Origin of the sequence: Rhodococcus sp. C-2, from assembly GCF_027854095.1 — a bacterium.
GTDB classification, from domain to species: domain Bacteria; phylum Actinomycetota; class Actinomycetes; order Mycobacteriales; family Mycobacteriaceae; genus Rhodococcus_F; species Rhodococcus_F qingshengii.
This window is the reverse complement of the sequence record NZ_JAQGFI010000010.1, coordinates 50,279-73,145: the sequence shown is the minus strand read 5'-3', so window position 1 is coordinate 73,145 and position 22,867 is coordinate 50,279. Positions and strand designations below refer to the sequence as shown.

General features: G+C 62.8%; 21 protein-coding genes. 11 read left to right on the top strand and 10 right to left on the bottom strand.

Features of this window, described 5'->3' with window-relative positions; all coding sequences use genetic code 11:
- Positions 1 to 256 precede the first annotated feature (256 nt).
- From PCS43_RS21290 to PCS43_RS21280, 3 genes are read left to right on the top strand one after another with little or no spacing between them, the layout of a single operon-like run.
- Positions 257 to 1,234, top strand: a complete 978-nt coding sequence (locus tag PCS43_RS21290; protein ID WP_042452972.1) for a TauD/TfdA dioxygenase family protein — start codon at positions 257 to 259, stop codon at positions 1,232 to 1,234.
- Complete coding sequence (locus PCS43_RS21285) at positions 1,231 to 3,552, top strand: arylsulfatase (RefSeq protein WP_054187842.1); 2,322 nt, start codon at positions 1,231 to 1,233, stop codon at positions 3,550 to 3,552. Before PCS43_RS21290 ends, PCS43_RS21285 begins: the two co-directional genes overlap by 4 nt.
- Before the next feature lie 15 nt (positions 3,553 to 3,567).
- Complete coding sequence (locus PCS43_RS21280; RefSeq protein ID WP_003942076.1) at positions 3,568 to 4,317, top strand: SDR family NAD(P)-dependent oxidoreductase; 750 nt, start codon at positions 3,568 to 3,570, stop codon at positions 4,315 to 4,317.
- A 15-nt stretch (positions 4,318 to 4,332) separates the two neighbouring features.
- Here PCS43_RS21280 and PCS43_RS21275 read toward each other — a convergent pair whose 3' ends face one another.
- From PCS43_RS21275 to PCS43_RS21260, 4 genes are all read right to left on the bottom strand, one after another.
- Positions 4,333 to 5,091 (bottom strand): ESX secretion-associated protein EspG, encoded by a 759-nt coding sequence (locus tag PCS43_RS21275; protein WP_042452965.1) that lies wholly within the window; start codon positions 5,089 to 5,091, stop codon positions 4,333 to 4,335.
- Positions 5,088 to 6,626, bottom strand: coding sequence for a hypothetical protein (locus PCS43_RS21270; protein ID WP_209907995.1), 1,539 nt, complete (start codon positions 6,624 to 6,626; stop codon positions 5,088 to 5,090). Before PCS43_RS21270 ends, PCS43_RS21275 begins: the two co-directional genes overlap by 4 nt.
- A gap of 120 nt (positions 6,627 to 6,746) precedes the next feature.
- Positions 6,747 to 7,943, bottom strand: coding sequence for a L,D-transpeptidase (locus PCS43_RS21265; RefSeq protein WP_042452959.1), 1,197 nt, complete (start codon positions 7,941 to 7,943; stop codon positions 6,747 to 6,749).
- Positions 7,944 to 7,975: 32 nt separating this feature from the next.
- On the bottom strand, positions 7,976 to 9,019 hold the full coding sequence (locus tag PCS43_RS21260) for a UDP-N-acetylmuramate dehydrogenase (RefSeq protein ID WP_064443506.1): 1,044 nt from the start codon (positions 9,017 to 9,019) through the stop codon (positions 7,976 to 7,978).
- A 74-nt stretch (positions 9,020 to 9,093) separates the two neighbouring features.
- On the opposite strand from PCS43_RS21260, the gene PCS43_RS21255 reads away from it, so the two are divergent.
- The 3 genes from PCS43_RS21255 to PCS43_RS21245 all read left to right on the top strand — a co-directional run bounded on the left by PCS43_RS21255 (position 9,094) and on the right by PCS43_RS21245 (position 10,964).
- Positions 9,094 to 9,591 (top strand): DUF2505 domain-containing protein, encoded by a 498-nt coding sequence (locus PCS43_RS21255; RefSeq protein ID WP_042452956.1) that lies wholly within the window; start codon positions 9,094 to 9,096, stop codon positions 9,589 to 9,591.
- Between the two features lie 76 nt (positions 9,592 to 9,667).
- Entirely contained in the window at positions 9,668 to 10,168 is a 501-nt protein-coding gene (locus tag PCS43_RS21250; protein WP_007735352.1) for a DUF2505 domain-containing protein, read from the top strand.
- A 7-nt stretch (positions 10,169 to 10,175) separates the two neighbouring features.
- The gene (locus PCS43_RS21245) at positions 10,176 to 10,964 is read left to right on the top strand and encodes a hypothetical protein (protein ID WP_007735354.1); all 789 of its coding nucleotides are present in this window, start codon (positions 10,176 to 10,178) and stop codon (positions 10,962 to 10,964) included.
- 70 nt (positions 10,965 to 11,034) lie between these two features.
- On the opposite strand, the gene PCS43_RS21240 is transcribed toward PCS43_RS21245, so the two are convergent.
- The 3 genes from PCS43_RS21240 to PCS43_RS21230 all read right to left on the bottom strand — a co-directional run bounded on the left by PCS43_RS21240 (position 11,035) and on the right by PCS43_RS21230 (position 15,469).
- A complete protein-coding gene (locus PCS43_RS21240; RefSeq protein ID WP_209907992.1) occupies positions 11,035 to 13,068 on the bottom strand; it encodes an Ig-like domain-containing protein in 2,034 nt (677 codons plus the stop codon).
- An 81-nt stretch (positions 13,069 to 13,149) separates the two neighbouring features.
- A complete protein-coding gene (locus PCS43_RS21235) occupies positions 13,150 to 14,580 on the bottom strand; it encodes an Ig-like domain-containing protein (protein ID WP_064443309.1) in 1,431 nt (476 codons plus the stop codon).
- Positions 14,581 to 14,890: 310 nt separating this feature from the next.
- The gene (locus PCS43_RS21230) at positions 14,891 to 15,469 is read right to left on the bottom strand and encodes a type IV toxin-antitoxin system AbiEi family antitoxin domain-containing protein (protein ID WP_209907990.1); all 579 of its coding nucleotides are present in this window, start codon (positions 15,467 to 15,469) and stop codon (positions 14,891 to 14,893) included.
- Between the two features lie 127 nt (positions 15,470 to 15,596).
- Between PCS43_RS21230 and PCS43_RS21225 the strand changes: the two genes are divergently transcribed.
- On the top strand, positions 15,597 to 16,367 hold the full coding sequence (locus PCS43_RS21225) for an LmeA family phospholipid-binding protein (protein ID WP_058227464.1): 771 nt from the start codon (positions 15,597 to 15,599) through the stop codon (positions 16,365 to 16,367).
- Here the strand turns inward: PCS43_RS21225 and deoC are convergent.
- Complete coding sequence (gene deoC / locus PCS43_RS21220) at positions 16,364 to 17,029, bottom strand: deoxyribose-phosphate aldolase (protein WP_047268935.1); 666 nt, start codon at positions 17,027 to 17,029, stop codon at positions 16,364 to 16,366. The genes PCS43_RS21225 and deoC overlap by 4 nt on opposite strands.
- Before the next feature lie 64 nt (positions 17,030 to 17,093).
- On the opposite strand from deoC, the gene purU reads away from it, so the two are divergent.
- A complete protein-coding gene (gene purU, locus PCS43_RS21215) occupies positions 17,094 to 17,981 on the top strand; it encodes a formyltetrahydrofolate deformylase (protein WP_003941509.1) in 888 nt (295 codons plus the stop codon).
- On the opposite strand, the gene PCS43_RS21210 is transcribed toward purU, so the two are convergent.
- Positions 17,978 to 18,655: a GntR family transcriptional regulator gene (locus tag PCS43_RS21210; RefSeq protein WP_050793986.1), complete on the bottom strand. Its 678-nt coding sequence runs from the start codon at positions 18,653 to 18,655 to the stop codon at positions 17,978 to 17,980. The two genes, purU and PCS43_RS21210, sit on opposite strands and share 4 nt — an antisense overlap.
- A gap of 174 nt (positions 18,656 to 18,829) precedes the next feature.
- On the opposite strand from PCS43_RS21210, the gene PCS43_RS21205 reads away from it, so the two are divergent.
- The 3 genes from PCS43_RS21205 to PCS43_RS21195 are packed head-to-tail and all read left to right on the top strand — an operon-like array spanning position 18,830 to position 21,728.
- Positions 18,830 to 19,582, top strand: coding sequence for an HpcH/HpaI aldolase family protein (locus PCS43_RS21205; protein WP_209907988.1), 753 nt, complete (start codon positions 18,830 to 18,832; stop codon positions 19,580 to 19,582).
- Positions 19,579 to 20,943: an MFS transporter gene (locus PCS43_RS21200; protein WP_003941494.1), complete on the top strand. Its 1,365-nt coding sequence runs from the start codon at positions 19,579 to 19,581 to the stop codon at positions 20,941 to 20,943. The genes PCS43_RS21205 and PCS43_RS21200 overlap by 4 nt, the downstream gene beginning before the upstream one ends.
- Positions 20,931 to 21,728, top strand: a complete 798-nt coding sequence (locus PCS43_RS21195; protein ID WP_003941519.1) for a carbon-nitrogen hydrolase family protein — start codon at positions 20,931 to 20,933, stop codon at positions 21,726 to 21,728. The genes PCS43_RS21200 and PCS43_RS21195 overlap by 13 nt, the downstream gene beginning before the upstream one ends.
- On the opposite strand, the gene PCS43_RS21190 is transcribed toward PCS43_RS21195, so the two are convergent.
- On the bottom strand, positions 21,725 to 22,756 hold the full coding sequence (locus tag PCS43_RS21190; RefSeq protein ID WP_021333908.1) for an alpha/beta fold hydrolase: 1,032 nt from the start codon (positions 22,754 to 22,756) through the stop codon (positions 21,725 to 21,727). The two genes, PCS43_RS21195 and PCS43_RS21190, sit on opposite strands and share 4 nt — an antisense overlap.
- Between the last annotated feature and the right edge of the window lie 111 nt (positions 22,757 to 22,867).

Below are 22,867 nucleotides of genomic sequence, written 5' to 3'. Positions count from 1 at the left end.
AGAAAAGGCGCAGAAATTAGCTGCAGAAAGAACGGCGGCGACAACACAGCTCTCGCGCCAGAGGCAGACGCGAACCAAGCGCAGCGGTCACATAGGTGACCCGCAAAGCGGCAGGCTGGTCGGTCGACATGGCTCCAAAAGTAGCAGCTTCACCGAGATTCACAAATCAGGTGCGGTAACGATCACACTGAACGCAACCCTGTCGGGGCGAAATCTCGCGTGTTTGGGTGGGCACACTCCCCACGAAAGGTGCACCATGTCTACAGCTTTCGCCAAGCCGACCCTCACGAATTCGGCATCAACGAACGGAGCGGCCGTTGACGCCGCTCGCGGCACTGTCACCACCCTCGGCGCGCATATCGGCGCCCGAATCGACGGAATCACTCTCGGCGGGCATCTCGACCCGGCGACGATTTCCCTCATCCGGCAAGCACTTCTCGAACACAAGGTGATCTTCTTTCGCGGGCAAGACCACCTCGACAACGATTCGCAGTACGAGTTCGCCCAGCTGCTGGGTACCCCGACCACTGCCCACCCCACCGTGAAGTCGCACGGCGCAAAAGTTCTGCCCATCGACTCGGACCTGGGCAAGGCCAACAGCTGGCACACCGACGTCACCTTCGTCGACCGCATCCCCAAGGCTTCGATCCTGCGCGCGGTGCAGCTACCCGAATACGGCGGTTCCACGACGTGGGCGTCGGGGGTAGCCGCCTACAACGGACTGCCGGATCCGCTCAAGGCGCTCGCGGAGAACCTCTGGGCTCGCCACACGAACGTCTACGACTATGCGGCAACCAGCGCCGAGCGGCTCACCGAAGATCGCACGGCCGCCTACCGCGAGGAGTTCCAGTCCACGTACTTCGAGACGGAACACCCGGTGGTGCGGGTCCACCCCGAAACCGGAGAACGCACGCTCGTCCTCGGACATTTTGTCAAGAACTTCGTCGGGTTGAGCACCGAACAGTCGAACGGTGTATTCAAGCTCTTACAGGATCACGCCATCAAGCTCGAGTACACGACGCGGTGGAACTGGGAAGCGGGTGACGTCGCGATCTGGGACAACCGCGCCACCCAGCACTACGCGATCGCCGACTACGACGATCAGTACCGGCGTCTGGAGCGCATCACCCTTGCCGGCGACATCCCGGTCAACATCCACGGGGAACGAAGCCGCAGCATCGCCGGCGACGCTTCCGAATACTCGATCATCGAAGGCGCCTCGACTCTCCCATGACTTCACCGGATTCCGCCCCTCCTCCGCACGCCCGCGGATACGAAGGCTTCGAGGGTCGAATCGGCCGCACCGCAGCCGATTCGACCCCGTCGTGGCCCACCTCCACGACCCCGATTCCCGGATCACCCAACATCGTCGTGGTTCTGATCGACGACATGGGGTACAGCGACATCGGGCCGTTCGGCTCCGAGATCGAGACTCCCACCCTCGACCGCCTTGCCGCGCAGGGCATTCGGATGACCAACTACCACACGACGCCCCTCTGCTCGCCGTCGCGCGCAGCTCTTCTCACCGGCCTGAATCCGCACCGCGCCGGGTACGGTTTTGTCGCCAACGCCGATCCGGGCTACCCCGGACTGCGTCTGGAATTGGCCGACGACGTCCAGACACTCCCCGAAATCCTCCGCGGCGCGGGCTATGCGACCTATGCCGTCGGCAAGTGGCACCTCGTACGCGACGCCAACCTGGCCCCGGGACGAAGTCGTGACTCCTGGCCGACGCAGCGCGGTTTCGATCGCTACTACGGCTCACTCGAAGGCCTCAACTCCTTCTACTATCCCAATCAACTGATCTCCGACAATTCTGTGGTCGACGTGGACGAGTACCCCGAGGGGTACTACCTCACCGACGATCTGACCGACAAAGCGGTCGGGTACATCAAGGACCTCCGCGCCCACGATCAGGACAAGCCGTTCTTCCTCTACTTCGCACACGTCGCCATGCACGGACCGTTGCAGGCCAAGCCTGCCGACCAGGAAAAGTACCGCGGCCGCTACGACGAAGGGTGGGATCGAATCCGCGAGTCGCGGTTCGCCTCTCAGCTCGTGCAAGGCCTCTTTCCGGAAGGTACGCAACAAGCACCGCGAAACTCCGAACCCGGCTTCGACGTCCCCGAATGGGAATCACTCACGCCGGAAGTGCAGTCCAGGTTCGCCCGCTACATGGAGGTGTACGCGGCGATGGTCGACTCGATCGATCAGAGCGTCGGACGCATCGTCGACACCCTGGACGAACTCGGCGAGCTCGACAACACGATCATCGTCTTCACCTCCGACAACGGCGGCACCGCCGAGGGCGGTTCGGACGGGACCCGAAGCTACTTCGCACAGTTCGCGCATATTCAGGATCCGGACTGGGTGGGCGATGTCCCCCACGACGAATCCCTCATCGGCGGACCTGAATTGGGCGTCCACTATCCACGTGGATGGGGACAGACGTCCAACACCCCGTTCCGGTTCTACAAAGGGCAATCCTTTGCCGGCGGGATCCGTGTTCCTTTTCTCCTGTCCTGGCCCGCTGGATTGAAACCCGGAGCAGACGACAACGGGATTCGCGACCAGTTCGCGTACGTCACCGACCTGACCCCCACGCTGCTCGAACTGGCCGGAATCGACGCACCCAGTGTGCGAAACGGGCTCCCGGTGAAAGAGTTCGACGGGGTGTCTTCCGCGTCCGTTCTGCGTTCGTCTGCCGCTCCGAGCACTCACACCGAGCAGTACACCGAGATGACCGGCAACCGTGGCTACTACAAGGACGGCTGGAAACTGCTGGCTCTCACCCCGGCGGACATCGACAAACCGCACTGGCAGTTGTTCGACGTCCGCACCGACCCGACCGAGCTCGACGACCTGGCATCACGGTTTCCCGACAAGGTTCGCGAACTCGCCGAGGCCTGGGACCACTCGGCGTGGGCGAACACCGTGTTTCCTCTACTCGGCAATACCGTCGGCGCGGTTCGCCGTCCGGAGGAAGGAGCACTCTCACGCCCGGTGCGACTACTTGCCGGAACGCCCCCGCTGGAGCGCTACCGCTCATCCAAGCTGATCGGGTTCCGCGACTTCGACATCACGGTCGAACTCGACGGTTACCGCGAAGGTGACGCCGGTGTCCTTGTCGCCCATGGCGATCCGCAGGGTGGGTACCTTCTCTACGTCGAGGACGGGCACCTGCATCTCGGGTACAACGCGTTCGGTTCCTACTCCGTTGTCGACGCCGGACCGCTGGCGCTCGGCACCGAACGCATCGAGCTGTCGGTGACGGTGGTACCGCGGTTGCGTTGGGATCTCCACGTCAGCGTCGACGGCATTCACGCGGGCCAGCTGCTCGGGCAAGTACAACTGGTGGGAATGGCGCCGTGGACCGGTATCTCGGTCGGTGTCGACGCCAGGGGACCTGTGTCGTGGGAGGTACGACGACGCCATGGTCCCTTCCGGTACAGCGGCGCGCTGCGCGCCGTCACCTACACACCCGGCCGGATACAAGTACCGCGTCGTCACATCGAATCCATCGAACGGGAAGCAGAGTATGCCGCCGACTAGCCCTACGATTGCATCATGACCATTTCTTCCGATGCCCGCATCGCCGTAGTCACCGGAGCCAGCTCCGGAATCGGTGAGGCCACCGCCCGCACCCTGGCAGCTCAGGGATTCCACGTCGTGATCGGTGCTCGCCGCGTCGATCGTCTCGAGAAGATCGCCGAGGAAATCGGTGGTACCGCTCTCGAACTCGACGTCACCGACGAGGATTCCGTCGACGCGTTCGCGGCCGTGGTCCCCCGTGTCGACGTGTTGGTCAACAACGCGGGTGGTGCAAAGGGTCTGGCAACAGTCCTGGACGCCGATCTGGACGACTGGCGGTGGATGTGGGAGACCAATGTTCTGGGCACGTTGCGTGTGACGAAGGCACTGCTGCCCAAGCTGATCGATTCGGGTGACGGTCTGGTCGTGACCATCACCTCGGTGGCCGCGCTGGAGGCATACGACAACGGCTCGGGCTACACCACCGCCAAGCACGCTCAAGCCGTCCTTCATCGGACATTGCGTGGTGAACTGTTGGGCAAGCCCGTTCGACTGACCGAAATCGCGCCGGGAGCCGTCGAGACGGAGTTCTCACTCGTCCGGTTCGAGGGTGATCAGGACAAGGCCGACAAGGTGTACGAGGGAATCACACCGTTGGTGGCGCAGGACATCGCCGAGATCATCGGTTTTGTCGCGTCGCGGCCGTCACATGTGAACCTCGATCAGATCATCGTCAAGCCGAGGGATCAGGCAAGCCCCGGTCGGTTCCACCGCACCACCAGCTAGTTCGAATCGTTCTGACTAACCAGTGCGAATCACCCGGTGCAGGACGAGGCCGAGATTGCGCGCAATCTCGGCCTCCGTCATTTCCGTGGAAGCGCTACGGGCACTTACGGTTTCACCAGCGGTGATGATGTACCGACCATCTCCGGCATAGTCGTACCAGTGGAACGTTATGCCGTCGTCTGTCGGTCTGCTGTCCACCGCTCCTCCCGGGTATGTGGTGACTTCACCGATCGAGGTCCGCTCTCGGTCGAAGAATCTGCTCACTTCCTCGCTCCCGCGCGCACCGGCAGCACTGCTCAGAAAGCTCGCTCTACCGGAAGTTTTCGGCCTTTCGATGCTCACACCACGCTCCGATCCAGCGGGGCAGGTCGGCAGGTGATCGACGAGCATCCGTGGAATTGCCGATGGGCGTACCACGGTGAAAACCACGTCGGAGCCACAGTCGACAGTCCTGCCGGGCAGTTGAGTCAGGAGCACCCCCAGGTCGCCGGCAACAACGCCGTGCAATCGCGTCACCGTACTCATGTTCTGCCCGTGAAAACCGGAAACCTCCACGCGAGCATCAGGATTCGCAAGAGCACCGAGAACGTGATGCAGCCGATCGTCGAGCAACCAAGCCAGGTGTGCTCCCGCTCGACGTCGCTCTTCTGTCAGCTCGTTCATGGTTTCGGCCGTCGGACGAAACCGCAGCGGGTACGGGAGTCGGTCACGTCCGACCGCTTCCCAGAGAATCTGGAATTCGAGGCCGGTGAACTGCCACTGCATGGTGGTCATTCGCCCAGCACCGCCGGGGAGACCATCGGTAGGTCGCCGACCAGGGCGTTGCCGTTCTCGACTGTGACGAGGTAGCCGGGGGTGTCGTGAACGTTGTCTTCGTCTTGCCCTTGCCCTCGTCCCGGTGCCATGCCGCCGACGCCACCCATCGCGCCCCGACCGCTCTGCGCGCCCGTCGCCGAGGTACCGCCAGCTCCGTTGACGCCCCCACGTCCGCCACCGGCGAGGCCGCCCACGCCGCCAGGGCCGAGGGCTCCGACTCCGGTTCCGCCTGGCCCGAAGCCTCCGGTACCGATTCCATCAGCAGGACCACCACCCGAACCGCTACCTACCAGGCCTGACGGCGTTCCGGAACCAAGCTGAGCGCCATTCGGAGTTGCACCTGCCAGGCCACCTGGCGCTGCACCGGCCGGCAGTGGGCCGGCATGTGCCGCCGTGGTCCCGGCCGGGTCGGAATCGGTTCCGGATCGAACTGCATCGACGTTCGGATTCCCTTGGGCATCAACGCCGCTACGGTTGTCACCATTTCCGGAATCGGTGCCGGATGGATTCTGACCGGAACCGTCTCCGGCCGGGTTTGCACCGCCGGAGTTTCCACCGTCCGCTCCCCCACCGACTCCCCCACCCGATGTAGATGGCGTGCCGAGCCCGTTTCCTGGACCCGAAAAGTTCCCGCCGTCGGCACCACCACCACCGAATGCACCGCCACTTCCAGCCCCGCCACTTCCAGCCCCTCCACCGCCGGTGACCGGATTGAATGCGGCCGGGAGGATCGGCACCTGATCGTCCGCACGCTTCATGGACGGCAGATACACGTCCTTCATCACCTGGCGCGCTTGACGTTCGGCTTCTTCCGCTTCGTATTGGGCCTGCTTCCATGTAGCCCCGGGAACCATGCTGAGAAACCTCTCGACCGTCGAGGCGCCGTCGGGTGCCGGAATCGAGCGTTTTGCCTCGTCGAGTGCGATCTTCGCCTCCTCGATCTTGTTCGAGATCAGATCGACCCGCACCTTCAGCTCACCCGCATCAGCCGAGTAGGCCAGCACTGCTTCCAGCGCAGCCGAGCCGCCGCGCCCCTGCCAGCCTTCGGTGATCGCACCGTTCACGTCGTTCTGGAACTTCCCGATGCCGGCTTCGACCCGGCCTGCAATGGCCTTCCAAGCCTCACCGATCGCACTCAGGGTTGCCGGATTCATCTCGTTGACGTGGTCGAAGATTTCGGAGTGCGACATCGCATCGAACGGATCGTCGTCCACGATTGCGTGTTCGCTGTACTCGAGCGACGACGTCTGAGCGGTGAGGGCATCGCGCTCACCCCAGGCTCGTGCGCGCTCCACATCGGCGTCGACGGTCGCAGCAGCCATCTCGTCGTCGAACGCGCCGCGGTCGTCGGTTATGGATTGCACCAGAGCAGATGTAGCGATTGCGCTCGCGATGGGAGTGCCGACAACTGGCAATGCCGCCACGCCGGGAGGCACGGCCTGCGTCGCATCGGAGATTCTTCCCAGCACGTCTTCCAGAAATGGAATGCCCACCGCTGTCCCCCTGAAGTCGAAAACCCCCGTCGGACTCCCCCGAGCCGACAGCACTTACCTGTACAGACGCAAGCAGAGCCCGGACGGTTCCCTCATCCACGGATTTACCGCAGTACAGAGTTACGGCAGTGCCGACATCGACTTCCAGGTCGGCAGATCGATTGCCCAGTCGTAGATGTCGCCGTCCGCAGGAGACAGGTCGATCGACGTGCCGGTCACCTCTACGGGGTCACCGTAGAGGGCGGTTCCGAAGTATTCCTGCGCGTCGGATGTCGACAGGTTGATGCAACCGTTCGTGACGTTCGACGAGCCCTGCACCCCGGTGGTCTCAGGATTGGCGTGGATGAATTCGCCGTTGTTGGAGATGCGCACCGCCCAACGCTCACGCACGTTCTCGTAGAACGGCGGATTGGACATCATGAAGTCTTCGTACTTCTCCGTCACCATGTGAATGCCGCTGCGCGTGACGTTTCGAGGTTCGTTTCCCTCGCCGTAGCTGACGGGAATGTCCATGATCGTCTGACCGTCGCGCACCACCTGCATGCGGTGGCTGGGCGCATTCGCCTTCACGATCTGGCTACGACCGATCGTGAAGTCGAGCGTGAGATCCTGGTCGCCGAAGGCGCCACCGCCGTAGTTCAAGCCGTAGAGCTTGGCGTCCAGATGGACAGTCGTGCCCGGCACCCAGTAATCGGCCGGACGCCAATGGGCCCGCGATCCGCCGTTGTCGTCGGCCAGCCAAGCCCACGATCCGGCGGTGGGCGGCACGGTGGTCACGACAAGCGCCTTCTCGACGGCCGCCTTGTCGACGACGGAGTTGTCGAACTGCAACGTGATCGGTGCCGCGATACCAACTTCTTGGCCGTCGGCGATGTTGAGGGTGGCGCCGGTGGTCGACTCCGGGGCAACCGTCGTAAAGCTCCCTTGGACTGGCACGGATTTACCGTCGGTCCCGGTTGCCGAGCCCGACCACGAATACGTGGTGCCGTAGCCGAGTGCCTCACTGACGGTGAACGATGTCTTGTCAGGCGACAATTGTCCTGCAACGGCTTTACCGGCTGCGTTGCTGAGGCTGACGTCGGACAGCGTTCCCTGGGTCACCGCCACCGAGACGGGAGCGACCGGGCTGACATCTTTGGTGCCGGGCGCCGGCGTCGACACCACAGTCGCCACCGGTGCTGGTTCGGCGGCCGCCGCGCCGCCCTGTCCGTCCTTGCCGCCGATCGTGCAGCCGACGACGGCCACCATCACAGCGAGCAATACAGCTACCAACGCAACAAGACGCGAACGACTTCTCCTACCACCCAGCTCATGCACTTCAACAGGCTACCTGCGGGCTCTGTCAGGAATCAGACGGTGCAGCCCACAGTTACCGGTTCCGGTTCCAGGCGGACGCCGAACGCGGCCTCGACTCCGTCGCGCACTGCCCGCGCGAGCGAGACCACATCCGCACTCGTTGCGGACCCTCTGTTGGTCAACGCCAAGGTGTGTTTGGTCGACAGCCTGGCCGGTGCATCTTCGCCGGGATAACCCTTCGAGAATCCGGCCCGTTCGATCAACCATCCGGCCGAGAGCTTGGTTCCACCACTGCCGGGGAACTGCGGCACGGTGACGTCGCCGAGCTGTTCGGCGATGGCTGCGAGCACGGCAGGCAGCTTGTCGTCGGGCACCACGGGGTTGGTGAAGAAGGAACCCGCGCTCCAGGTGTCGTGGTCGTACGGATCGAGCACCATCGCCTTACCCGTCCGAAGTCCCAGAACTGCCTCGCGGACCTGCGACGCAGGTAACCGCTCGCCTTCTTCTGCCCCCAGTGCGGTGAACAGTTCGCGGTACGCGAGCGGGGCGCTCAATCCGTCGGTCGACGCGTCGAATTCGACGGCGAGAACCAGTGCTGCGTCCGAATGCTTGAGGACGCTCGACCGGTAACCCAAGTCGAGTTTCGACGGTTCGACCCACGACACTTCGCTACTGCGTCGGTCGAGCAATTGAACCCGCCGGAGCCGCGAGCCCACCTCGACGCCGTACGCGCCGACGTTCTGCACCGGCGTCGCACCGGTCGAGCCCGGAATCCCGGACAGGCACTCGAGGCCACCCAGTTCCGCGGCGACCGATTGACCGACTACTTCGTCCCACACGGCACCCGCTTCGGCAACGACGCGGTCCGTGTCGAGGCTCACGGTGGTGTTGGCCACACGAACGACAACTCCGTCGAATCCCGAGTCGGAGATCACGAGATTGGATCCGCCGGCGAGAATCAGCGTCGGGATCTGCTCGCGATCGAGCAGCGTCACGACGTCGATCAACGACTGCGTCGTCGGACATTCGGCGAGCAGCCGCGCCGGTCCCCCGATTCGGAGCGTCGTCAATCCCGACAAGTCAACGTTCTCGGACACGAAAGCGCCTGATTCCACGACGCGTCTGCCAATGGTTACGTCCCACACATCGATAAACGGTAGCCTCCACAATCGTGAGCCGTCGCATCGAGCATTCGTCGAAGTACACAGTCCCCGCCGAGAAGGTCCATGAGGCGGTGACCTCCGAGCAGTACTGGCGCGACCGAATCGTCGCTGTCGGTGGTCCCGGCGCAACGATCGAAGAGCTGACCGTTCGCGACGAGACCGTCGCGGTCACGATGTCGCAGATCATTGCCGCAGAGCATCTCCCCAGCATGGTGTCGAAAGTCGTCAACGGCGACATCGTCATCAAGCGCAGTGAAACGATGGCGCCTTTCAAGGACGGCAAGGCCACCGGCACCTTCTCCGCCCACGTCGACGGCGTTCCCGCCCGTGTCGAGGGCACGCAGGTGCTGACAGGTGACGAGAACTCCGCCACTCTCGAGATCGACGGTGAGGTCGAGGTCAAGATCCCGTTCCTCGGCGGAAAGATCGAAAGTGCGATTGTCGACGAGGTTGTCCGGCTCATCCAAGCCGAACAGGATTTCACCCGGGAGTGGATCACGAAGTAAAACCCTGCGGGCGGCGGCAGTTGTGGATACAGCCGATTTGGCTTGTCACAGCGTGTAACCGGTATTCTTTCCGATCATGGCTCGCCGCATCGACTACTCCGCCCGCTATCAGCACTCCCCCGAGCAGGTCTATGCGGCGCTGGCGGACCGCTCGTACTGGGAGGCCCGTGTCGAGGAGATGCGCAAGCATTCCGAGAACCATGTGGAACATTTCGAGGTCACCGATTCCGGAATCGATCTCGTGCTCCACCACATTCTTCCGCGCACGGATTTGCCTGACATCGCTCAGACAGTGATGAAGAAGGATCTTGTCATCACTCGTAAGGAGTCGTACGGCGCCTTCGGTGACACCGTGACCGGAACGTACGAAGCGTCCATCCCGGCCGGGCCGGGGAGTTTGTCCGGCACCATGGAGTTGTTCGCGACCGATACCGGGTCCACGCTGCGAACCACGTCCGAGGCCAAGGTCTTCATACCGTTCATCGGCGCGAAGTTGGAGCAACTGATGCTCATCAACCTCGTAGATCTGTTCCGCACCGAAGCCCAGGTCACCGCGACCTGGCTCGCTGCACGCTGAACCCGGCGTGAAGAAAGCTCCACCCCCGAAGATCGAGGGGGTCATCACCCGTGGCACGACGGGAATCAACAGACTGCGACGTAGTGACCGGTGGATCGTGCACAACCGCACTATCGCGCACGCCCTGAACAACGCGACCGATCCGTTGATCGTCGACCTCGGGTACGGGGCGAGGCCGGACACCACCTTCGAGATGGCAAGCCGCCTCACCGCTGTCCGGCGGGATCGACGCGTCATCGGGCTCGAGATCGACCCCGCCCGCGTGGTCGAGAGTCGTGACGGTGTCAGCTTCGCCCGTGGTGGATTCGAACTTGCCGGTCTCACACCCGTCTTCGTACGCGCCTTCAACGTGCTCCGGCAGTACCCGGAGGAGGCTGTGGACTCTGCGTGGGCACACATTCAGTCCGGTCTCGCACCGGGCGGGCTGCTACTCGACGGAACCTGCGACGAACTCGGGAGACGTTGCGCCTGGGTGCTTCTCGACGCCGATCGTCCATTGACCCTGACACTGGCCTGGGACCCCTTCGACATCGAGCGTCCTTCCGACATCGCGGAACGTCTCCCGAAGGCTCTCATCCACCGCAACGTTCCCGGTGAGCCGATCCACGCGTTGCTCAGCGCGGCCGATCGAGCCTGGGCCACCGCCGCGCCGCACGCCTCGTTCGGACCTCGCCATCGTTGGGCCGCCGCATTGGAAATACTTCGGGCGCAAGGAATTCCCGTGCAACCCGCGCGGCGACGTCTTCGTGACTGCATCCTGACCGTGCCCTGGCACGTCGTAGCGCCGAATCCCTGAACTCACAGACGGGAAACGCCCCGCCGCGGAGGTGTTCTCCGCAGCGAGGCGTCCGTGTGCAGGCGTCGGGCTAGGACCCGAAGATGTTTTCCAGGCTTCCCAGTGAACCGGTCGAACTGCCGCCGTTGCCCGGATCGCCGCCGTCGGACGCTGCCGTCACCTTGACGGTGACTGCTGCCTGGGTCTCGGAACCGAGATAGCCGTCAGTTCCACTGAACACCGCGGTGATTCGGCGATCTCCGAGTTCAGTGAAGGTGTGCGAGAGCGTGGCCTTACCGTTCACCACCGCAACTGGTCCACCGATCGGGGTGGTTCCGTCCATGAACTGAACCGTTCCTGCGCTGAGCGTAGGTACCACTGCCGCAACAAGATCGACCTTCGCGCCCTTGACCGCTGACGCCGGAGCGCTCACGGTGATGGACGTTTCCTGATCCTCCGCGGCCGGAGCCGTGACCGAAACCGACTGAGCAGCCGAGGTAGAGGTGAGGAATCCCGCGGCACCCGAGTACACGGCCGTGATGTCATGCGTGCCGACGCTCGCGAACTCGTGCATGATCGACGCCTTGCCCTCGACGACCGGCACCGGCGAGCCGAGATTGCCCGAGCCGTCCTTGAACTGCACTGTGCCGCCCACCGGCGTCGGCGTGACGGTTACCGACAGACCAACTGCCGTACCGGTTTTTGCATCCGCCGGAACGGTCAAGACCGTCTGGGTCTGCTGGTCGGTGGGAGCCGGCGCCTTGACGTTCACGGTCTGGGCGTTCGATGTCGAGCCCAGGTAGTTACCCGAACCCGAGAACACTGCGGTGATGCTGTACTCACCCGCCACGTTGAAGGTCGGCGTGGTTGTTGCCTTACCCGAGGCGTCCACGGGAACCGGGGATCCCAGATCCCTGCCACCTTCCTTGAACTGCACGGTTCCGCCTGCAGCACCGGTCGAGACGGAGGCAGTGAACGACAAGGCCTCCCCTGTCGAACCTGTCGACGGGCCGACGAGGGTAGTCGTTGTGTTCTCCTCGACCACCACCGGAGCGACTGTCAACGCATGTGGCGCCGACGTCGAAGTCTGGTAGACACCGGAACCGGAGTACACCGCCACGATCGAATGCGCTCCGACTGCATAGGAATTCGTCAGCGAAGCCTTGCCGTTGGCATCGACGGGAACGGCGCCGCCGAGGTCGGTTGCACCGTCCTTGAACTGCACCGTGCCACCCGCCGGAGTGGGCGACACCGTAGCCTCGACGGTCACGGACTCACCTGCAACTGCACTTGCGGGACCGGTGATCGCGGTTGCAGTGCTCTTGTCCGCTTCGGACACTACGACGTCGACAGCCGACGACGTGGAGGTCGCCACCTTTGCATTACCGAGATACTTGGCCGTCACGCTGTGGGTTCGGACGTCAGCCGGTGTCCAGGCAAGCGTTGCAACACCATTGGCGAGCGCGCCCGCACCGACCTTGGTGGCACCGTCGAAGAACTCCACCGAATCACCGTCGGCACCACCGGTCACCGTCGCGCTCAACGGAACAGGTTGTCCCAACTTCACGCCACTGGTCGGTGACAGCGTCGTCGTCGAGACGTTCTTCTGAACGTTGATCGACGGACCACGACCATTCGTCGTGTCGTCAACGAACACCGTGCCGTCGAAATGCACCGTCGTCGACAAATCAGTACCACGAGCACAATCCGCACCGACGCGATACTGGAATTCGAACGTCTTGACGTCACCACCCCACATCGGCCATTCCGTAGCACCCGCACTCAAACGAACAGAATCAGTAGCCACCTCGTTGACACGGAACGCACTACCGTTCACCGTCGCCGAACCATCGACATACGTCATACACGCCGGATGAAAATCGCGCACCGCATACAGATTGTGAACCGCGGCAGTTCGCTTGAACACCGTCTTCGACGTGATCACATCACCCTCGGACGGCGTCCCGTTACTGATCGTCCGAGTCACCTTGTACCCGTCGGAATTGAACTCCGCCGTCACCGGAGCCGCACCAGCAACCCCGACACCCGCAACCACCGCGAAACCCGCAGCAACAGCAAACACACTCAAACCTGCAACTGCACGGCGTGCAGAACCTACAGACATAGCTTTTCCTTCTCGAGAAGTGAGCGAAATGGGTGATGCCCCACCGCCGAACGCGGGCGGGGCACCACCAGGTGTCGGCGGCTAGGAGCCGAAGATGTTGCCGAGGCTGCCGAGCGAACCGGTGCCGTTGCCTGGTTCTTCACCGTCGACGGGTGCGGCGATCTGGACGGAGACCTGATCGGAGGATGCCGTCACCGTGCCGGCACCCGAGTACTCCGCCGCGACAACTCGCTGTCCCTGAGTTGCGGGCTTCCACGAAAGGCTGGCCTTTCCGGATGAATCGACCGTAGCCGTGCCGATGACGGTCTCGCCGTCCTTGAAGGTGACTGTGCCACCCGCATTGGCGGGGCTGATTTGAGCGGAGATCGTCTGGGCAACGCCGACCTGGCCCGCCACTACGCTGAGATCTGTTGTGGAGCTTGTTGTTCCGGCGGGCTGTTCGGCGACTGTCACATTCGCGGTAGTACTCGACCCAGTGACGCCGGATCTGCCGGAGAACACAGCCTCGACGGTCTGCGCACCGGCAACCGTCGGAACCCAGGCGTAGGTCGCTTCACCGTTGCCTGCCACCGGCACCGAAGCGAGCACCGTTCCGCCGACCTTGAACGTGACCGTTCCACCGGTGCCCGACGCGGACACAGTCGCTTTGAGATTGGTCGACTTGCCGACCTGCGCGCCCGAGATCGGCGCCAGCGTCGTACTGGACTGAGCATCGGCCTGCGAAACGTTCACGATCAGCGCTGCCGAAGCGGAACCGACGGCACGCGCCGTGTCGGCGAACTTCGCTGTGATCGAGTGGTCTCCACGGGTCGTCGGTGTCCAGGCAAGTATTGCAACACCATTGGCGAGCGCGCCCGCACCGATCTTGGAACCGGCGTCGAAGAACTCCACCGAATCACCGTCGGCACCACCGGTCACCGTCGCGCTCAGCGTCACCGGCTGCCCCACCTGAGCGCCACTGACCGGTGACACGGCGGTCGTCGACACGTTCTTCTGAACGTTGATCGACGGACCACGACCATTTGTCGTGTCGTCAACGAACACCGTGCCGTCGAAATGCACCGTCGTCGACAAATCAGTACCACGAGCACAATCCGCACCGACGCGATACTGGAATTCGAACGTCTTGACGTCACCACCCCACATCGGCCATTCCGTAGCACCCGCACTCAAACGAACAGAATCAGTAGCCACCTCGTTGACACGGAACGCACTACCGTTCACCGTCGCCGAACCATCGACATACGTCATACACGCCGGATGAAAATCGCGCACCGCATACAGATTGTGAACCGCGGCAGTTCGCTTGAACACCGTCTTCGACGTGATCACATCACCCTCGGACGGCGTCCCGTTACTGATCGTCCGAGTCACCTTGTACCCGTCGGAATTGAACTCCGCCGTCACCGGAGCCGCACCAGCAACCCCGACGCCCGCAACCACCGCGAAGCCCGCAGAAACAGCAAAAACACTCAACCCACCGACAACACGACGAACACCACTCACGGACATCCAGATCCCTCTCGACAACGGGGCAGACAGGCGTCCAGGACAAGCGTCCGTCTGCTTTCGATGCCGTGACGTTATCCCATTGACTGTAAAGTAACTACGCTTTTCGCAGATTTAGTTCATCGGCGACATCGCCGAACTGCAATAACAGTGGGCTGAACGTCCCGAACCGCACATCTGGATGCGTTCTTACCTGCGCTAAAGACAAAACAGTCGCCCGAAAATAGCGAATTACAAATCTCTGATATCGGCGTCATATTCGATTTCGGGCGTGATGCCAGAAGGTCGCAGGAGCCTCGAAGATCTCTCTCGGCTACAGGCTTGCGGCCAGAGCCAACTCGACCCGAACAGCAACGTCGACGCTCGCGTTCTCACACGAGAGATACAACTCGTGCGCGTCCAGTCGACCTATCGCGACCGCATCGGCGACTACTTCGTTGAGCAGGACTTGAGAAATTCCACCGGAAGCGAGGTCGTGCACGGTACGCAAAGGCGTGGTGATGCGGATGGGCCCGATCTGTTCACACTCGTCGTCCGCGAGCGGCAGTCGGTGCAGTGCTACCTGGCGGGTCGGCGCCGCGAGAGGGTGCGCAGCGGAGAGGTGAATGAAGCGAGGTTGCAGGTGCCCGAGGCCATGCAGATCTGCGGCACTGTAGTGCGAGACGGTGGCGCTACCGGCGAACCACGTGCACCACTTCGCGAACTCGTCCAAGGCGGTATGTCTGACGCGTTCGAGGCGAAAAAGCCCGCGGCACTCACATGTCCATGTTCCGGATTCCGTCATTTCTTCCATCAACGCCAGACCGAAACCCAGTTCGGATGCCTGGAGAGCCGTGACAAATCCGCACTGTCGCAGCGCCAGCAGCTCGAGTGATTCGTAGTCCGAAGCCATGACCACCTCCGGTGACCGTCGAAAACGCCGTTTCGAACAGACTACGGGCGAGTGTGTCGCGCATCACAGGAATGAGGAAGTGCGTATTCACAGAGTTCGTTCAGACTCGTCGGGAAGAATCTGGCGAATGACTGTCGCAGCGAACAACCCTCGTCCGCGCAACCGAGTGCTCATCATCCTTCTCGTGGTGATCGCCGTGCTCGTCGCGGCGCTCGTCGGTGGAGAACTGTACGTGCGCAACCAGGTGAAGACCTGCATGGCCGATCAGTTCCAGAGCGAACTGGGATCCCAGGTCGACGTCGGGTTGAGCTGGAAGCCCGTACTCCTGCAGGCAGTCGACAAGAAGGTGCCGTACATCAGCATCGACAGTGACGACTCTTCGTTCGGCCCCGCAACGGGAATGCAGGTTCACGCGAAGGTGAACGACATCAACTTGCAGCCCTCGGCGGGCAACAGCGGCACCGTCGGCAGCTCCAGCGCCGACGTCACCTGGTCTACCGCAGGCATTCTCGCCACCTTGCAGGAACAGACCTTCGGCGGGCTCGTCTCCGGCGTCACCGCCGACTCGAGCGCCGGAACACTCGCGTTCGACGTCGGTCCGGTCGGGCTCGCGAAGCTCACGGTCAAGCCCACCGTCACCAACGGTGTGGTCGACGTCCAGACCGTCGGCGCCGAGATTCTCGGATTGGGTCTGCCGACCGATCTGGTCGACGGCATCGTCCAGACACTCACCGACAGCCTGCAGACCTACCCGCTGGACATGAAGCCCACGAAGCTGACCGTCACCGACGACGCTATCCAGATCTCGTTGGAGGGCGGCGCTTACGCCATGCCCGTCGCCGACGCGAACAACCAGAACACCTCGGCGGTTCCGGACAGCTGCGGCCTGCTGACCTAGTCGGCCAGACCGTCCAATACTGCTCGACTTCCGGATAGTCCGAGGCGGGTGGCGCCGGCCGCGATCATGTCGAGCGCTGCCTGCGTCGTACGTATTCCGCCACTGGCCTTGACTCCCACGCCCGGGCCGACCGTCTGCGCCATCAGTGCGACGGCCTCGACCGTCGCTCCACCCGCGGGGTGGAAGCCGGTGGAGGTCTTGACGAAGTTCGCCCCGGCACGCACAGCTGCGCGGCAACATTCGACGATGGCCTCGTCGGACAGCGCTGCGGTTTCGAGGATCACTTTGAGGATCGCACTCTCCCCCATCGCCTCGCGGACGGTGAGGATATCGGCCAACACCGCGCTGTAGTCGCCGGCGACCGCCGCTCCTACGTCGATGACCATGTCGATCTCGGCTGCGCCTTGATCGACGGCCAGTCGCGCTTCGGCACCCTTGACCAGCGAATGATGCTTCCCCGACGGGAATCCGACGACGGCCGCCGTCACAAGTCCCTCGGCGCGAATCGGCAACATCGACGGCGAGACACAGACAGCCAGCACACCGAGGCTGCGTGCTTCGTCGATCAGGGCGGTCACATCGGCCGCGGTGGCTTCGGGTTTGAGGAGAGTGTGGTCCACCATCGCGGCAACCTGGGAACGAGTGAGTGCAGCTTCAGACATGTTGGAAAGCTTGGCACACCACCACGCGACCGTCGCTGCAGCCGCACCTGAGAGACTAGGCCGCATGACCGCTGCACCATCGATCGATGATCGTCGCTATGTTCTGTCCCTCGGCTGCCCCGACACCACGGGCATCGTCGCACGCATCTCGACCTTTCTCACCGACGTCGGTGGATGGATCGTGGAGGCCGCATACCACGCCGATGCCGACACCGGATGGTTCTTCACGCGTCAGGCGGTCCGTGCATCGTCGGTGAGTATGAGCATCGACGAGCTTCGTGAACGGTTCAAAGCTGTTGCGGCCGAGATCGGTCCGGAAACCGAGTGGACTCTTCACGACTCCGGCGCACCCAAGAAGATCGTGTTGCTCGTGAGCAAGGAAGGTCACTGCTTGCATGACCTCCTTGGCCGCGCCGCGGGCGGGGAACTCCCCGCAGAAATCAGCGCCGTCATCGGAAACCACGAAGATCTGCGCAGTGTCACCGAGCGCCACGGGATCGACTTCCACCATGTTCCGTTCGCCAAGGACCCGGCAGAACGGGGACCGTCCTTCGAGAAGGTCCGCGCCCTGGTCGACGCTCACAATCCCGACGCCGTGGTTCTTGCCCGATTCATGCAGGTGCTGCCCGAATCACTGTGCGAGCACTGGGCCGGGCGCGCGATCAACATTCACCACAGCTTCTTGCCGTCGTTCATCGGTGCCCGCCCCTATCACCAGGCGTTCGCCCGCGGCGTGAAGTTGATCGGCGCCACCTGCCACTACGTGACCGCCGAACTCGATGCCGGTCCGATCATCGAGCAGGACGTGATCCGTGTGGACCACGCCGACGATGTCGCCGACATGGTCCGTCAGGGTCGAGACATCGAAAAGCTCGTGCTCTCCCGCGGACTGCGCTGGCACCTCGAGGATCGTGTGCTGGTCCACGGGCGCAAGACGGTCGTCTTCAGCTAAGGCTGATCAGCAGGCAAGAGGGCAAGGACCTCCGGTACCGGCCGGAGATGTGCGGCCAGAATTTCGAGAGCCTTGTCTGCATCGGATTCGTCCAGCGCCGCAACCAAGGCGCGGTGCTGGGCATTGATCGTGTCGAGGCGGTGCGGTCCCACGTTGAGTGCGCGCACCGCAACTCTCTGCTGCCGTGACCGCAGCGACTCGTAGAGTTCGGTCAGTACCGAGTTCTGAGCAGCTCTGACCATCGCAAGATGGAACTGCCGGTCGAGACCGGAAACCTCGAACCAATCACGTTCGCGCCCTGCTGCTTCCATCGGTTCGATCAGCTCGATCATCGACGTCGGTGCGCCGAAGCCTCGGGCACACAGCACAGTCACCGCGTGACCCTCGATCAGTTGCCGGCTCTGGTAGACCTCTTCGAGCTCTCGGGCCGTCACCGTTCGTACCTGCGCACCCTTGCGCGGCAGGAGGGTGATGAACTTTTCGGCGGCGAGCCGATGGAATGCCTCTCTGACCGGTGTTCGGGACACTCCCATGGTTCCGGAGACCCACAGCTCGTCCAGGAATCGGCCGCCCTCGATCGATCCACGAATGATCTCGTCCCGCAACCAGACGTAGACACGGTCGCGTGCCGGCCCCTGGGCGGCTGACGGGTCGGCAGTTGCCGGTGTCGACATCACAATCCCTTCGCACTGGCGTCCGCCGGGTTGACGAACTTGTAACAAATTCATCATACCGACTCTGGACACACCAAGTATTCACTGTGTATACATGACGTATACGACAGCTGTGCGGGTCGTCACACCGATCAGATCAGTCGTAAAATCCCTACTGCCAAGGAGCCCACCAGCATGTTCAGCACTCCCGCCGACCGCCGTCACGCGATCTGGCTGTCCGATCCAAGCTTTGCCGCAGCAGAAATCGCGCGCGGGCTCGGCTACGGCGCGGTGATCCTCGACATCGAACACGGGTCGTTCGACCTTGCCGACCTCGAGCGATTCATCCCCTTCCTTCGCGGCCTGGAAATGGAGGTCCTCGCGAAAGTACTGGGACCCGAGCGCGGACCCATTCAGCAGGCTCTCGACTTCGGCGCCACTGCCGTTGTCATTCCGCACATCGAAAATGCTTCCCATGCAAAGGAAGTCACTGCGTTCGCCAAATTCCCACCGCTAGGCGACCGTAGTTTCGCCGGCGGGCGCACGACCAACTACGGCGGTTTCACCGACGACTGGGTCCGTCGCCAGGACACCTTCACCCGTTGCTACCCGATGATCGAGGATGCCGGAGCAATCGAGAACATCGCAGACATCCTGGCACTGGACACCGTCGACGGCGTCTTCGTGGGCCCGTCTGATCTTTCGCTGCGCCGAGAACGCGGTGCATACACACGTAACGAGGGCGATTTTGCCGACCTCGCTATCGTTGCCGCAGCGGCAGCCGAAGCAGGCAAGCCGTGGGTACTGCCGGCGTGGAGCGTGGAAGAGAAAGAATTTGCAGTCCGACACGGCGCTGATCAGATGGCGTTGATCATGCAGCACGGTGCCCTCGCTGCCGGCTTTGCCGGACCGCTCGATCAGATCACTCGGATTCGGGAGTCTCGATGACAACACAAACCTCGGAACCCGGCTCGTCACCGATAAAGGCGGCCGTCCCGCCGAAGATCGGCCGTGCCCGTTGGGGTATCGCCGGAGTTCTCGGCGTCGGCATGTTCGTCAACTACATCGACCGCGTGAACCTCTCCATTGCCGCACCGGAGATCATGCGCGACTTCGACATCAGCGCTTCGCAAATGGGAATGGTCTCGTCCGCGTTCCTGTGGACGTACGCCATGCTCCAGATGCCGATCGGTTCGTTCATCGACCGCATCGGCGTGCGGTGGGTCAATCGAGCTGCCGCTTTTCTCTGGGCCGTGGCGTCGTTCGCCTCCGCTGCGGCAGGTGGACTGGGAATGCTCCTGGTCGCCCGACTCGTCCTCGGTGTCGGCGAAGCGCCTACTGTCCCGGCCGGCTGGAAAGCAATCGGCCAATGGTTCCCGAAGCAGGAGCGCGGGACCGCGACGTCCATCTTCGACGGGTGCGCCAAGATCTCGAACGTGATCGGCATCCCGATCATGGCGTTCTTGGTCACGACGTTCAGCTGGCACGCGGCCTTCATCTTCACCGGCATCCTCTCCGTGGCCTACCTCGCGATTTGGTGGCTGCTGTATCTGACGCCCAAAGAGGCACTGGCGAAAGGTCGGCTGAGCCAAGCGGAGTTCGACTACATCCGCGAGGGCGGCGCCGAAGACGAGGACGCAGAAACCAGCGGTTCGCTCAATGGTTTGGGCTACCTCCTGCGGCGACGCAAGACTTGGGGACTCGCACTCGGGTACGCGTCCTATACGTACGCCTACTACGTGCTCTTGACCTGGCTCCCCGCCTACCTGGAGAAAAGTTTCGGGGTCAACCTCCTCAAGGGCGGCATCTACACGATGATCCCGTGGCTCGTCGCCGTGATCGCACAGTTCCTCATCGCCGGCATCCTGATGGACAGGTGGTTGGCCAAAACGGGTGACGTCACCAAGGTCCGCCGTACGGTCCTCGTGGTCAGCCTCCTGGCATCACTTGCTGTCACGGGAGCGGCATACGCGGGATCGATCGCAGTCGCCCTGATCTTCCTCTCGATCGGAGCCGCAGGACTGGCAGTGTCGGTCCCCGCAGGTTCGTCCATCGTGGCGCTCATCGCGCCGGAGGGATACACCGGGTCGCTCGGCGGCATCGTCAATTTCGTGGCGAATCTGCTCGGAATCGCGGCGCCCATCGTGACCGGCATGGTGGTCGACGCCACCGGTTCGTTCGCCGGCGCGTTCATCGCGACCGGTGCGGTACTCATCGGCGGAATCTTCTGTTACACCGTGGTGCTCGGCAAGATCGAGAGAATGCCGGCGCCCCAAGCCCAGAAAGGCACAACCACATGGTCGACGTAGCAATCGCACAGTACGCCCCAGGACTCGACAAGCAGTCGAATCTCGAGCAACTCACGAAACTGGCAAGCGAAGCGGCGGAATCCGGTGCTCGCATCGTGGTCGCTCCCGAGTACGCGATGTTCACGGCTCCGAGCATGGACTCACGTTTCGTCTTGACCGCCGAGTCGCTCGACGGCGAATTCGTCTCAGCACTGGCAGACCTCGCAACAACTCTCGGTATTCACATAGTCGCCGGGATCAACGAGGCAGTTACGGGCTCCGACAAGATCTCGAACACCTTGGTCGCCCTGGCCCCGAAACTCGGTGTCGTTGCGATCTACCGAAAGCTGCACCTGTACGACGCTTTCGGTTACAAGGAATCGGACGTCGTCCGTGCCGGTGAGATTCACGACCCCGAAACCTTTGTCGTGGAAGACGTCCGGTTCGGTCTTCAGACTTGCTACGACCTTCGCTTCCCGGAAACGACACGACGGATCGTCGATGCAGGCGCCGACGTTCTCCTCCTCCCGGCAGAGTGGGTGCCCGGTCCGTTGAAGGAAGATCACTGGACAACTCTCGTCCGCGCCCGCGCGATCGAGAACACGATCTACGTCGCGGCGGCCGACCAATGCGCACCGGCGGGATCAGGCGCGAGCATGATTGTGGATCCGATGGGCGTCATCGTCGCATCTCTGGGAGAACGCGTGGGTATGGCGACTGCAACCGTCTCCCTCGAACGAATCGCGGAGGTTCGGATGAAGAATCCGGCTCTCGAACTACGCAGATTCGGAGTCACCGCGCGCTAGAGATTGCGCAGTCGCACGATTTCCTTGTCGAACTCGTCGATGTTCTCGATCGACGACATGTGACCGACGCCCGGCAACACGATCAACCGTTCGAGGTTGCCGGCGTCGTCGAGGACTTGCGCAAGCTTGCGCGCATGGACCGGCGGAGTGAGTCGGTCGAGCGAACCGACGAGCACGGTGGTCGGCACTTCGAGATTGTCGAGTCCCTCGTGAATGTCGAGGGTGCTCAGCGCTGCTCCCCAACCTCCACGGATGCGGGGCTTGCACTCACGAACGATGTTCTCGCAGAACTGAATCTCGGCCTTGGTCGCGTTCGGTGACATCGAGACGTACTGGATCGCCTTCGTCATGGCGCCCGAGGAGACGAACGGAACGGGCGAACTGAGGATGGCGCGGCCCACGGGGACCGGCACGCGAGGGAAACGATTGGGCAGTGGGATGACCGTGGTCTCGGCGATCAACCTTTCGCTCGCGGTGCTCGCGAGCATGACCGCCGACGCGTACTTCTTGACCTCGTCGGGGTGACGACCCGCCCAGGCGATGATGCTCATCCCGCCCATGCTGTGACCGACGATGACGGCCTTCTTGTCCTCACGAACGGTGGCCGCCAGCACTGCAGAGAGATCGTCGGCAAGGACGTCCGGGCCGAGCGGAAGATTGCCGACGGTGCTGCGGCCGTGACCGCGCTGATCGTAGGTGATGACCCGATATTCGCCGGCAAGCGCATTGACCTGCGGGTACCAGAATTCGGTGGAGCACGTCCAGCCGTGACTGAGAACGATCGGATCGCCGTCGACGGGACCGTAAGCCCGGACATTGATGATCGCACCGTCGTCGGTGGTCAGTTCGCTGATGTCAGCTTTGAGCGTCGGAGTCTTCAGGAGTGCATTGGGCTCGACGTCGCTCGAAAGAGTCAACCCACGCGTGGATCGCCGATGACGGATCCCAGCGACGGCCGCGACGAGTGCTCCCACTCCGACGGCGCCTGCCAGTACTCGAAGCTCTGTGGTGCGCGAACGACTGGACATGCATTTACCCCTGACTGCTGCTGACGACAGACGGATGCAATCTATGTGTGACTGCCGTTAACCGACACTATCACTCGAACAACGCCCGTTGTCAGCGTTGGAGAGAAGAGT